This is a genomic window from Streptomyces cucumeris (genome assembly GCF_024295805.1).
In the GTDB taxonomy this organism is placed as follows: domain Bacteria; phylum Actinomycetota; class Actinomycetes; order Streptomycetales; family Streptomycetaceae; genus Streptomyces; species Streptomyces cucumeris.
Genome location: NZ_JANCLX010000001.1, coordinates 537,187 through 550,542 on the forward strand (window position 1 = coordinate 537,187; position 13,356 = coordinate 550,542).

Below are 13,356 nucleotides of genomic sequence, written 5' to 3' on the forward strand. Positions count from 1 at the left end.
CACCATGGCCGCCGTGACCGTCACCGAGGAACTCCACCGCCGCGCCGTCGTCGCCGACGCCCACAACGACCTGCTGATAGCCGTGACCGCCCGGCCGCCCCGCCGCTGGGCCGGATACTTCCGCGAGCGCTGGCTGCCCCAGCTGCGCGACGGCGGGGTGGACCTCCAGGTGCTGCCGGTCTTCATCGACGACCGGTTCCGCCCCGAAGGGGCGCTGCGCGAGACGCTGCGGATGATCGAGTGCGCCCACACCCTGGCCGAGGGCAACGCCGACGAGGTGGCGCTGTGCCTGGACGGCGACGACATCGACGCCGCGCTCGGCAGCGGCCGGATCGCCCTGGTGCTGGCCCTGGAGAGTGCGCCGGGACTGGACGCCAGCGTGGAGCTGATCCCGACGCTGCACCGGCTCGGGGTGCGGATTGCCTCCCTCGCCCACTGGGGCCGCACCGCCCTGGCCGACGGCAGCGGTGAGGACGCCACCGGCAGCAGGCTCACCGGGGCCGGGGTCGAGGCGCTGGCCGAGATGGAACGGCTGGGCATCCTCTTCGACGTCTCCCACCTCGGCGCCTCCGGGGTGGCCCACGTACTGGAGCTGGCCACGCGGCCGGTCATGGCCACCCACTCCTCCGCACGCGCGCTGCTGGACCACCACCGCAACCTCACCGACGCACAGCTACGCGGGATCGCCGCGACCGGCGGCACGGTGTGCGTCAACGTCCTCGGCGAGTTCATCGCCGCCGACCAGGCCGACCGTACGGTGGACCGGGTGGCCGGGCACATCGCGTACATCGCCGATCTCATCGGCCTCGACCACGTGGGCCTCGGCCCGGACTTCATCCAGGAGGTCGCCGCCGACACCATGCCGCCGTGCTGCGAGGACCGCGACTACACCGAGATGCTGGTGCCCGGTCTGGAAGGGCCGCGCGGACTGCCGCTGGTGACCGAGGCGCTGCTGAGGCGGGGGTTCCCGGAGGCGGCGGTGGCCAAGGTGCTCGGCGGAAACGTCCTGGAGCTGTTCCGCAAGGAGCTGGGCCGCCCCGCCTGACATGGCCCGCGCCCACCGGGGCAGATGGCTGGCAGCGCCGGCCTTCCTGCTCGGCCCGCGCTGCGCACGGCACGGACGGGGGCACACGGCTCATGGCAGACATCGACAGCACGCACCGGGACGGCGGCGGCCGGGACCGGGCCGGAGGGTGGGCGGCGCTGCGCCGGACCCCCGTCACGGCGTGGAACGAGGACCTCACCGACTGGGCGGCGGCCCTGACCTACTACGCGGTGCTGGCCCTCTTCCCGGTGATGCTGATGATGCTCTCGGTGCTGGGTCTTTCGATGCCCACCTCCACCCCGGACGTCATCGACCGCCTCACCCAGGCCGCCCCGCCCGAATCCCGCGACCTGCTGCGCACCGCGCTGCGCGAGACCGCGCACCAGCCGTCCGCCGCCTGGCTGCTGGTGGTCGTCGGCGGCCTCGGCGGGCTGTGGTCCGGCTCCAGCTATCTGGCCGTCTTCCGGCGTGCCCTGCACGCGATGCACCGGGAGAGTGCCCACCGCCCGGTCTGGCGCACCGCCCCCCGCATCGTCCTCACCGCCGTGGCGGTCATCGTCCTGCTGCTGGTCAGCACCGCCACCCTGATGCTCACCGGCGGTCTGGCCCGCCGGCTGGGCGAGGTGTGGGGGCTGGGCGCCGCGCCCCTGACCGCCTGGGCGGCCCTGCGCTGGCCGGTGCTGGTGGCCATGGCCATCACCTTGATCCTGGTCCTCTACCGCTCCGGCCCGGCCCGCTCCCGCCCCGTCCGCCGGATGGCCCCCGGCGGCGCGCTCGCCGTCGTCCTGCTGCTGGCCGTCTCCCTCGGCTTCAGCGCCTATGCCTCCCACGTCCCCACCTACCACCGGCTCTACGGGCCGCTGGCGGGCATGGTGGTGTTCCTGATGTGGCTGTGGCTGTCCAATCTGGCCCTGCTGCTCGGAGCCCAGTTCAACGCCGAGCTCATCAGGAATCCGGCGCCGGACACATGTCCGGCCGATCGTCGGGAAGAAGCCGAAGAAGCCACCCGGTGGCTCCCCCGCACCTCGGGGGAACCCGCCTCCGCATCACACCCGGAGGCGGACGGAACCGGAGTTGGGAGGTAGGAACCGATGTCGGCTGCGTATGAGCTGACCGAAGCCGTCACCACCGTCAGTGCCGATCTGACGACCGGCCCCGATGCCGCCGTCCGCGCCCGGCGCGTGGCCCGCGGCTTCCTCGGAAAGGCGGCCCTGAGCGGGGCGTCCGAGATGTGTGACGCCGTGGAGCTGGTGGTCTCCGAGCTGGTGACCAACGTCGTCCGCCACACGGACGACCCGGTGTGCCGCGTGGAACTCACGGATATCGGCGGCGGCCTGGAGGTCGCCGTCACCGACAGCGACCCACGCCCCCCACGGTGGCGTTCCCCCGACCTCTCCGGCGGCGGCGGCTTCGGCTGGCCCCTGGTCCACCGGCTGGCCTCCTCGGTCCGCGTCTCCACCCACCCCACCGGCAAAACGGTCCACGCCCTGATGACCCCGGACCTGATGCCCGCGTAACCCACGGCCCGGTCCCCATGGGCTGCTCGGCGCCATGCCGAGCCGGGCGGATACGGACGACGGTTTCCCTATGTAACACCCTGTCCGAAAACGTGTGAGTCCGTGCAATTCTGTGACGTTCGCCATGTTCGGTGATCTTGACTCTGCGTGTACACGTTCGATGTACTCCGCCCACATGTGAAAATTACGTGACTCTGGGGTGGGGACTGCGGGGTTGGCGTGGAGGCGTTGTGGCTCCGGCAGACGGGGGAGAACGGCGCGGCGCGCCGTGGCCGGAGGAGTCGTGGCCGCGGTGCTCGCCGGGCTACCAGCACACTTAGCGGTGGCCCCCGCGCAGGCGGGGGCCTTGTCCGCGACCGCCGCGACAACGGCGGCGAGCGCGTCGCAGCGGGCCGCTTCCTCCGGCGAACGGGTGGAAGTCCTCGGAGAGCGAGCCGAATACTCGCAGACCTTCGCCAATCCTGACGGGACGTTCACACTCGAACAGTCCTCGACGCCACAGCGGGCCAAGGCCGGGGACGGCGCATGGCAGAAGACGGACGCCACCCTGGAACGCCGTTCCGACGGCACCGTTGGCCCCAAGAGCGCCGTCGTCGAACTGTCCTTCTCCGGTGGCGGGGACGGCGCCGGCCTCCTGCGCCTTGGGAGCAAGGGCAGGTCGATCACCTTCGGGTGGCCGACGCCCCTCCCGCGACCGCAGTTGGACGGTGACACCGCCACCTACGCCGATGTGCTGAAGGGGGTGGATCTCCGGCTGACGGCCACCGCCGAGGGCTACCGTCAGGTGCTGGTGGTGAAGTCCGCCGAAGCGGCCGCGCATCCCGAACTCGAGCGGATCAGGCTGACGGCGTCCAGCGATGGACTCACTCTCGTCCCCGGAGCCGGCAGCGGCCTGCGGGCGGTGGACGAGGACGGCAACGCCGTGTTCAAGGGGCCCGCCGGGCAGATGTGGGACTCGGCCTCGCCGACGCCCGGAACCGGGCGTCCGGGCCGGGCCGCCACCAAACGTCCCGGCTCCGCCGGGGACGCCGTGCCGGGGGACGGCGACGCAAGCGCTCCGCTGCCCGTCACCGTCGAGGACGGCGCCGTGAGTGTGAAGCCGGACCTCGCGCTTCTGCGTGGCGACCGGACGACCTATCCCGTCTACATCGATCCCCCGGTGGGTCTCGGTGCTTCGGAGCGGACGAAGCTGTCGTCCGACGGTGATCGCTTCTGGCAGTTCAACGGAAGTCTCGGGGTCGGCAAATGCGGTAGTGCGAACGGCTACTACTGCGGCGCGGGCTACGTGGACCGCATGTACTTCGAGTTCGCCCCCTCCAAGCTGGTCGGCAAACACGTGCTGGACGCGACCTTCCGTGCGCATGAGACGTGGTCGTTCGACTGCCGGCCCCACTGGGTCGACCTGGAGCGAACGGACAACATCTCCGAGGGCACCCGCTGGCCCGGTCCCCGGCAGCTGGACCAGATGGGGGACCGGTATGTGTCCGCGGGCCGGGGCACGCACTGTGACCCCGAACAGCCGGACTCCTGGATCGAGTTCAACGACGATCCGGATGAGCCGGACGAGAACCTGAAGAGCACCGTGCGGTCGTTCGCCGACGGGAGGATCTCGCGGCTCACTCTGATGCTCCGCGCGAAGGACGAATCCGATCCGACCGCGTGGAAGCGGTTCGAGGACAACGCGGTGCTGAAGGTCACCTACGTACCCCGCCCCGGCGCGCCGACTTCCGTGGGTGTCATACCCGGCGACGGCACCACCGCGTACTGCAGGAGCAAGGCATCGGATCCGCTGATCGCCACCCGGAAGGACCCGATGGTCCAGGCGCGGGTCCAGACGAGGACCCAGCCCAGGAAGGGCGAGGACAAGGGTTCGCTGCAGGCCGAGTTCTGGATGGAGCGCAAACAGGACGACGGGTCCTGGGACAAGGTGTGGAGCGACTACCGTCCCGACCGGGGCTGGGATCCGGACGGCACGCTGGAGAAGCAGCGGACCACGGAGCGCGCCGACGGAGGACTGTACCGCTACCGGGCGCGGACACAGTCGCACTGGTCCTACGGCGGCGGGTCGGGTGACCTCTTCTCACCGTACTCCTCATGGTGTTATTTGAAGATCGACTCGACCGCGCCCAAAGCACCTCGTATCAGCGGGGGTTCGCCCTATTCCTCGTGCACCACGGACCAGTGCGAGGGCGCGGGTGGTCCGGGCGTGGCGGGTACGTTCTCGTTCAAGCCGAACACGGCCGACCGGGATATCACGGGCTATCGGTGGCGCCTGCTGACCACCACAGCAGCGAACACCAAGGTGACCAGCGGGGCCTCGGCGACCGTCAAAGTGACACCCTCGCTCTCCGGGACCCAGGTGCTGTCGGTCCAGGCGAAGGACGTCCGTAACCGGTGGGGGACTCCCGCCGAGTTCATCTTCAAGGTCGCGCCCGCAGAGGGAGCCGTAGGGCGCTGGCACTTCGCCGATGGCGCTCCTGGTTCCGGAGTGACCACGGCAGCCGACAGCGCGACGGCCGGCACCCGGCATGACGCGACCCTGCACGACACGGCTGGGACCGGCTGGTCCACGCTGTCCCGCCGGGGAGACGCCGACTACTCGCTCTGGCTCAACGACGCTTCCGGGAGCGCCGGTTACGCGGCCACCTCCTCGGCCGCGGTGAATACGAAGGATGCGTTCACCGTCTCCGCCTGGGCCTACCTGTCGGATGCCTCGGACAACCGAGTGATCCTCTCCCAGGAGGGGGAGAAGGGTTCGGCTTTCACGCTCTACTACTCCGCCGCTCACAAGCGATGGGTGTTCAACCGCACCGACAAAGACCGGTCGGATCCCATTTACATCAGATCCCTCGCCGACACACCGAATCCACCCCTGCACGTCTGGACCCATCTGGCCGGAGTCTTCGACACCCAGGGCGACACGGACCGCAAGAACGACACCATTCAGCTGTTCGTCAACGGCCGGGCGCAGGGGAGTCCGGTGGTTCTCTCCCAGGCGGCCCCGGGTTACGAGCCGTGGACCGCCACGCGTGGTCTGCAGTTCGGCCGAGCGAAGGTCGACGGTGTGTCCGGCGAGTACTTCAAGGGCCGCATCGACGAGACCGCGGTGTGGCAGCGAGCTCTCAGCGCCGATGAGCTGCGCCAGGAGACACAACTCCTCGAAGACGGCGAGCCCGCCCATGAGCTGGTGGCGATGTGGGACGCCTCGACTGCCAAGGGTTCGGAGATCGCCGACACCACGGCATACCCCGTGCCCGCGATGAAGCTCTCCGGTGCGGGTGCGTCCCTGAGCGAGGACGACAACGCACTCGTGCTGGACGGCACCAGCGGATACGCCGCCGCGGCCGGGCCGGTGGTGGACGAGACCGGCTCCTTCACGGTGTCCACACGGGTGCGGGTGGATGGCGCGAAGCTGGCCGCGAAGCCCGTCGGGTACGCCGCCCAGGTGGCCGGTCAGCGGATCGGCCGTGAGTCCTCGTGGGCCCTGTGGCTGGTCAAGCTCGGGGATGACACCTACCGGTGGCGCTTCACCCGCAGCGCGGTCGACGGAAGCGGCAAGCTCACGGACACGGCTGAAGTACAGGCGGAGGAAGCACCTGAGACGGACACCTGGGTGCAGCTCTCCGGGACGTTCGACGCCCAGGAAGCATGGGAGTGGACCGATCCGGCGGATCCGGTCACGACGGAGACACGGCACGGGCGTGTGCATCTGTATGTGAATGAGTTCGACCAGGCCGCCGAGGACGACTCGGGCTTCTCGTCCGCGCAGCAGGGTTCGGGTGAACTCGCGGTGGGGCGCGGTACATCAGGTGGTGTCACTCAGCATCACCTGCCTGGTTCCCTCGAGGAGATCAGGCTCTGGACGGGTGCGCTGACCTCCGCGCAGATCCGTCGGCACGTTCTGGATTCCGACCCGCTGGAGACCTCCTAGTGTCCGTCATGGTGCGCAGAAGCAGTCGATGGAGAAGACGTGTGGGCACCGTGGTCGGACTGGCCATGCTGCCCGGGTTACTCTCCCCGGTGGTCTCGGAGGCCACCGAAAGCCCCTTGGGGCGTCCTGAACTGGCCGCTCCTCACCCCGATCGGGTCGTCCCCTTCTCGCCGAAGACCGACCGCAGCACGGCGGCGGTGATCCGGAAGGCGGAGCAGTCGGACCGCTCGGCTGCCCAGCGGGCCCGGCGGGAACAGGAGCGTAAGGTCACCTGGCCCACGGCCGACAAGGCCCGGCTCACCGCCTCCCGCGGCGGCACGGACTCGGCGTCCCCCGGCGATCTGCCCGTCACCCTGAGATCCCCCGGTACGACGTCGGGTGCCGCCTCGTCGCTGGACATCCAGGTGCTCGGCCAGCAGGCGGCGCGCGCGGCGGGGGTGAGGGGTGTCGTGCTCACCGCCACTGCCCGGCCGGACGGCGGTCGCGCCCAACTCGACCTCTTCTACCGGGAATTCGCCTCGGCCTACGGTGGGGACTGGGCCGGACGCCTGCGTATCGTGCAGCTTCCGTCCTGTGCGCTGTCCACGCCCCGCAAGGCCCGCTGCCGGACGCAGACACCCGTGCGCAGCACCAACGCGCGTGGCACGGAGCAACTCCGCGGCAAGCTCTCCTTCGCCGCGACGCCGGGTGGCGAGACCAAGGTGCTGGCGCTGGCCGCCGGGACGAAATCCGGTGGCGGTGATTACAAGGCCACTCCGCTGTCGGCGTCCTCCACCTGGGAAGCAGGCGGCTCGTCCGGCTCCTTCACCTGGTCGTATCCGCTCCGCACCCCTCCTGCGGCTGCCGGTCCCGCACCGGATCTGAGCATCGCCTATGACTCCGGGAGCGTGGACGGCCGCACCGCGAACACCAACAACCAGGGCTCCTGGATCGGTGAGGGCTTCGATCTCACCTCCTCCTTCGTGGAGCGCAAGTACGGCAGCTGTGCTGACGACGGCCATGACGACAAGTTCGACCTCTGCTGGAAGTACGACAACGCCTCCCTCGTGCTGAACGGCAAGGCCACGGAACTGGTCAAGGACGACACCACCGGTACCTGGCGGCTCAAGGGCGATGACGCGTCAACGGTGAGACACACGACCGGGGCGAAGAACGGCGACGACGACGGCGAGTACTGGACGGTCATCACCGGCGACGGTACGAAGTACGTCTTCGGCCTCGACAAGCTCGACGGAGCGGGAGCGGACGACCGTACCGACTCGGTGTGGACCGTCCCCGTCTTCGGGGACGACGAGGGCGAGCTCGGCTATTCCTCCGGTGACTCGTTCGCCGGGCGGGACAAGAAGCAGGCATGGCGATGGAACCTCGACTACGTCGAGGACACCCACGGCAATGCCATGACCTACTGGTACGCGGCCGAGCACAACAACTACGCCAAGAACGGCAAGGACGACCCGGGGACCGACTACATCCGCGGCGGCTACCTGAAGGAGATCCGCTACGGGCAGCGCGCGAACGCCCTGTTCGCCGCCTCTCCCGCCGCCTCGGACAAAGTCACCTTCACCGTCGCGGAGCGCTGCACCGCCTCCGGAGACGGCTGCGACACCCTGGACAAGGACCACCGGGACAACTGGCCGGACGTGCCGTTCGACGCCGTCTGCAAGGACGGGGACAAGTGCACCGGCAACGTGGGCCCGTCGTTCTTCACCCGTAAGCGTCTCACCGGGATCACCACGCACTTCTGGAATGCCGCGGCCTCGCCCCCGGCGTACCAGGCCGTCGAGTCGTGGTCCCTCACACAGCGCTACCTGGACCCCGGTGACACCGGAGACTCCTCCGACCAGTCCCTGTGGCTCGACGAGATCAAGCACACCGGTAAGGGCGGCAGCGATATCGCCCTGGACCCGGTGAAGTTCTCCCACACCTGGCTCACAAACCGGGTCGACGGGGCGCGGGACGACATCCTGTCGCTGGAGAAGCCCCGGGTGAAGGCCATCACCTCCGAAACGGGTGCCCAGACGGTCGTCGACTACCTGCCCCAGGAGTGTGTGGCGAAGACCAAGCTGCCCGCTTCGCCCGACACCAACACCATGCGGTGCTTCCCGGTGTACTGGTCGCCCAACGGGGCCAAGGACCCCCAGCTCGACTGGTTCCACAAGTACCCGGTGTCCGGGGTGCGCACCACCGACCCGCACGGTGGCTCGGAAGCCGTGGCGCACACCTATCTCTACGACGGTGGTGGCGCCTGGCACTACAACGACGACCCGATGACTCCGGCCAAGGAGCGCACCTGGTCGGTCTGGCGCGGATACCGCAAGGTCACCGACCTCACCGGAACCTCCGACGGTCTGCGCTCCAAGACCGTCTCCGCCTATCTGCGCGGTATGGACGGCGACCGCAAGGAGGACGGCACCAGCCGATCGGTGAAGGCGTCCGGCGTGACGGCGCCGGCCATCGAGGATCGTGACCAGTACGCGGGGTTCTTACGCGAGTCCGTGACCTACAACGGCGACACCGAGGTCTCCGGCGTCATCAACGACCCGTGGTCCAAGCGCACCGCAACCCAGCACAAGTCCTACGCGGACACCGAGGCGTACTACGTCCGTACGGCAGCCACCCATGAGCGCACCAGGATCACCAGCGGCGTGAGCCCGGTCGACCGGGTCCGTACCACCGCCACCACCTACGACGACTACGGCATGGCCACCAGCGTCGAGGACAGCGGTGACGATGCGGTCAAGGGAGACGAGACCTGCGCCCGTACCTGGTACGCGCGCAATGCCGGGTCCGGTATCAATTCCTTGGTCAGCCGGGCTCAGATGGTGGCGAAGCGGTGTTCTGTCGCCACCGCGGAGCTGGACCTCCCTCGCGACTCCGGCTCCTCCGGAGACGTCGTGAGTGACACGGCCACGGCATACGACACCACCACGTGGACGGCGGACCAGAAGCCCACCAAGGGCGAGGTGCGGTGGACCGGCAGGGCCAAGGGGTACGGCGACTCCCACCAGCCGAGCTGGCAGGGGGTGGAGACGACCGACTACGACTCGCTCGGCCGGCCCAGAACCGTCACCGACGCGCTGGACCGGACGGCAGCCACCATCACCTACTCCCCGGCCACGGAAGGACCCCTGACCAGCACGACGGAGGCCGACGCCAAGGGCTACAAGACCTCGACGAGCGTGGATCCCGCTTCCGGGGCCCCGCTGAAGGTGAGCGACCCCAACGGGAAGGTCACCGAGTCCGCCTACGACGCTCTCGGACGGGTGAGCAAGGTCTGGCTGCCGAACCGGTCGAAGGTCGCCGGTGACAAACCGAACCACGTCTACCACTACAGCGTCACCAGTTCGGCTCCCTCATGGGTCTCCACCGGCGAGCTGAACGGTGAGGGCGGCGGGTACAACACCACCTACGAGATCTTCGACAGTCTGCTGCGCTCCCGGCAGGTGCAGGAGCCCTCGCCCACGGGCGGGCGGCTCATCTCTCAGACGCTGTACGACGACCGAAGTCTCGCCGTATCCGCCCAGACCGATATCTGGGACGACAAGGCCGCACCCGCGGGCACCCTCGTCCAGACCGACGGCGGTCAGGCCCCCCTCCAGACCGACACCGGCTACGACGCCGCCGCCCGGCCCACCAAGACCGTCACCAAGGTGCGCGGAGCCGAGCGGTGGCGCACGACCACGGCCTACACCGGTGACACCGTGCTGGTCACCGCGCCGACGGGCGGCTCCGGGACCGCGGAGGTGACCAATGCCCTGGGCCAGACGGTCGAGCGGCGCACCTACGCGGGCCCCGCCCCGAGTGGCCACGACTTCGCCGCTGGCACGTACACCTACACCCCGGGCGGGGAGCTGAAGACCCTCCGAGGACCGGACGACGCCACCTGGCGCTACTCCTACGACCTGCTCGGCCGCCAGACCGAGGCGGACGACCCCGACAAGGGCACCACCACCACGACGTACGACGCATTGGACCGGGTCACCGCCACCAAGGACGCCGAGAACCGGACCCTGCTCTACGCGTACGACGAGCTGGACCGCAGGACGGGGCTGTGGCAGAACACGAAGACCGACTCCAACAAGCTCGCCGCATGGACCTTCGACAAGCTGGCCAAGGGCCAGGCCGACACCTCGGTCCGCTACGAGGGCGGTGCGAAGGGCAAGGCGTACACCCGGGAAGTCACCCGGTACGACAGCCTGTACCGCCCCACGAACAGCCGCTTGGTCCTCCCGGGCGACGACCCCCTCGTCACCGCTGGAGTCCCTGCCGAGCTGGCCTTCTCCACCGGCTACCGGCTGGACGGCACCATCAGGCAGAGCTCGGAACCGGCGGTCGGCGCGCTTCCCGAGGAAACGGTCAGCTACACCTACAACGCCACCGGTCAGCAGCTCACCCTCAAGGGCGCGACCGGGTACCTCCTGGGCGCCGCCTACGCGCCGACCGGTGAACTCCGTCAGCTCTCCCTGGGACGCTCACCCGCCTCGGACGCCAAGAAGCTGTACCTCAACCAGGACTACGAGGACGGCACGGCGCGCCTCACTCGCAGCTACGTCACGGACGACGTCCACGGCTACATGCTCCAGGACCTGCGCTTCGGTCAGGACGACGCGGGCAATGTGACGTCCATCCACGATGGTTCGACGCTCGGCGGCACCGGAAAGTCCGACAACCAGTGCTTCACCTACGACGGTTACCAGCGGCTGACGCACGCCTGGACACCCAAATCCGCGGACTGTGCCACCGCCGGCCGTGTTGCCGCCGACCTCGGTGGTGCGGCCCCGTACTGGACCTCGTACACCTACAACGCGGCCGGTCAGCGGAAGACCGAGACCCAGCACGCATCGGGGGGTGACACCTCCACCTCTTACACCTACGGAACGGGGGCCGGCCAGCCGCATCCGCTGACCAGGACGGAGACCACCAAACCCGGAGGCACGGCCGCGACCACCGCCTCCTACGGCTACGACAAGTCCGGCAACACCACGACCCGGCCCGGTACCCAGGCCACCCAGAGCCTCGCCTGGAACGCGGAGGGAGACCTCTCCGCCGCGACAGAACCCAAGGCGGGCGCCAAGCCCGCCACGGGCACCGGCTATCTCTACGATGCCGACGGCGAACTCCTGATCCGACGCGCCACGACCGCTGACGGTGACACGGTGCTCTACCTGGGTGCCACCGAAGTCCGTCTGTCGGTGAAGGGATCGGCCAGGACACTCTCGGCGAGCCGCTACTACACGGCAGCCGATCAGACCGTCGCGGTGCGCACCGCCACGAAGGGGGTCTCCGGCAGCAAGCTGTGCTTCTTGGCGGGGGACCACCACGAGACGTCCAGCATCGCCGTCGACGCGGCGGACTTCTCCGTCACCAAGCGCTACACGACGCCCTTCGGCGCTCCGCGGGGCGAGACCCCGAAATCCGGCGCGTGGCCGGACGACAAGGGCTTCCTCGGGAAGCCGGCCGACACCACCACGGGGCTCACCCATATCGGCGCGCGTGCATACGACCCCTCCATCGGGCAGTTCATCAGCGTCGACCCCGTCCTCGCCCCCGACCAGCCCCAGTCGCTGAACGGCTACAGCTACGCCAACCAGCACCCCGCCACCGACGCCGACCCCACGGGCCTGTGGATCGACGACGGCACCGGCCACTCCCTGCCCCGCCAGGACGACAGCCACGGTGACCACAACCGCTACTCCGACGGCTGGAAGCCGGACCGGAACGGGAAGCCATGGTCGGGGGGTGGCGACCCGGGGTGGCGCAATCGAAGCGGTACGGCCTCCACCTCCTCCTCGTATCCCACCCCCGCCCCCAGCCCGGGACCGCCGCCCAGGCCCGGTCCCTACAAGGACACCAAGGCGGGTACGGGACTCTTCGGATTCTTCGTCACGGTCGTCAAGGTCTTGGGCCCGAATGTGGGCGCGTGGAAGGGCTGCAGTGACTTCGAGCTCTCCTCGTGCGGCTCGGCTGCGCTGGACCTTCCTGCGTTCAAGCCTCTGAAAGCCTTCAAGTACGCGAATAAGCTGAGGAAGGGTGAGAAACGGGCCGAGGAGTCGGCCGACGCCGGAAAGAAGGCTCTCGGCAGCTGTCTCCATAGCTTCACCGCCGGTACGGATGTCGAGCTCGCAGGTGGTGAGCACAAGGCCATCGAGGATGTCGATGTCGGTGACGAAGTACTCGCCACGGACCCGGAAACCGGCAAGACCGAGGCGCGCCCCGTGGTCGACACGATCATCACCGACCACGACAAGTCCTTCACCGACCTGACGGTCAGCACCCCTGAAGGCAAAGCCTCCATCATCGCCACCGACACCCATCCGTTCTGGGTCACCGACCCGGGACATTGGGTCGATGCCGGTGACCTCGAAGCGGGCGCGAAACTGCGGACGAACAAGGGTGCGTCCGTCGAGGTCGTGGCCGTACGGCACTTCCGTAAGCAGCAGCGCACGTACGATCTGACCGTTGATCGCGTCCACACGTACTATGTGCTGGCGGGGGCCACGCCGGTACTCGTTCACAACAGCAACTGCGGTGTGGGTGACGCCCTAAAGGGCTGGCAAACGCGATACTTCCAGATGGGTGACCAGCATCTGCGCCTGACCAAAGAGCGGATGCAGCACATACTGGAGCGTCACCACCCTTCGTACCGCAGGGGGCCGGACAAGGCGACGCAGACAAATTTCAGGAAGAACATGTCGATCCAAGACGTCGAGGGCGCGATTAGCAGCGTTACTCAACAGAATCGTGGACTCATTTCGAGTCGAGGAGTCAGCGACAGCTATCAGGTGGAAGGCGTTTACGGAGGGGTGACCTACACGATGGGAATTAGCAATGGCAGAATTGGCCAGTTCTACCCGCACTGATGA

The 13,356-nt window shown here is 68.7% G+C and carries 5 protein-coding genes; all 5 read left to right on the forward strand.

Going from position 1 to position 13,356, the window contains the following annotated elements; all coding sequences use genetic code 11:
- Positions 1–13 precede the first annotated feature (13 nt).
- The 5 genes from NMK44_RS02505 to NMK44_RS02525 all read left to right on the forward strand — a co-directional run bounded on the left by NMK44_RS02505 (position 14) and on the right by NMK44_RS02525 (position 13,353).
- Positions 14–1,045, forward strand: coding sequence for a dipeptidase (locus tag NMK44_RS02505; RefSeq protein WP_374215214.1), 1,032 nt, complete (start codon positions 14–16; stop codon positions 1,043–1,045).
- Positions 1,046–1,137: 92 nt separating this feature from the next.
- Complete coding sequence (locus tag NMK44_RS02510) at positions 1,138–2,130, forward strand: YihY/virulence factor BrkB family protein (RefSeq protein ID WP_254737648.1); 993 nt, start codon at positions 1,138–1,140, stop codon at positions 2,128–2,130.
- 6 nt (positions 2,131–2,136) lie between these two features.
- Positions 2,137–2,562 (forward strand): ATP-binding protein, encoded by a 426-nt coding sequence (locus NMK44_RS02515; RefSeq protein ID WP_254737650.1) that lies wholly within the window; start codon positions 2,137–2,139, stop codon positions 2,560–2,562.
- A gap of 346 nt (positions 2,563–2,908) precedes the next feature.
- The gene (locus tag NMK44_RS02520; protein ID WP_254737652.1) at positions 2,909–6,493 is read left to right on the forward strand and encodes a laminin G domain-containing protein; all 3,585 of its coding nucleotides are present in this window, start codon (positions 2,909–2,911) and stop codon (positions 6,491–6,493) included.
- 65 nt (positions 6,494–6,558) lie between these two features.
- Positions 6,559–13,353: a polymorphic toxin-type HINT domain-containing protein gene (locus NMK44_RS02525; protein ID WP_254737856.1), complete on the forward strand. Its 6,795-nt coding sequence runs from the start codon at positions 6,559–6,561 to the stop codon at positions 13,351–13,353.
- Positions 13,354–13,356 lie beyond the last annotated feature (3 nt).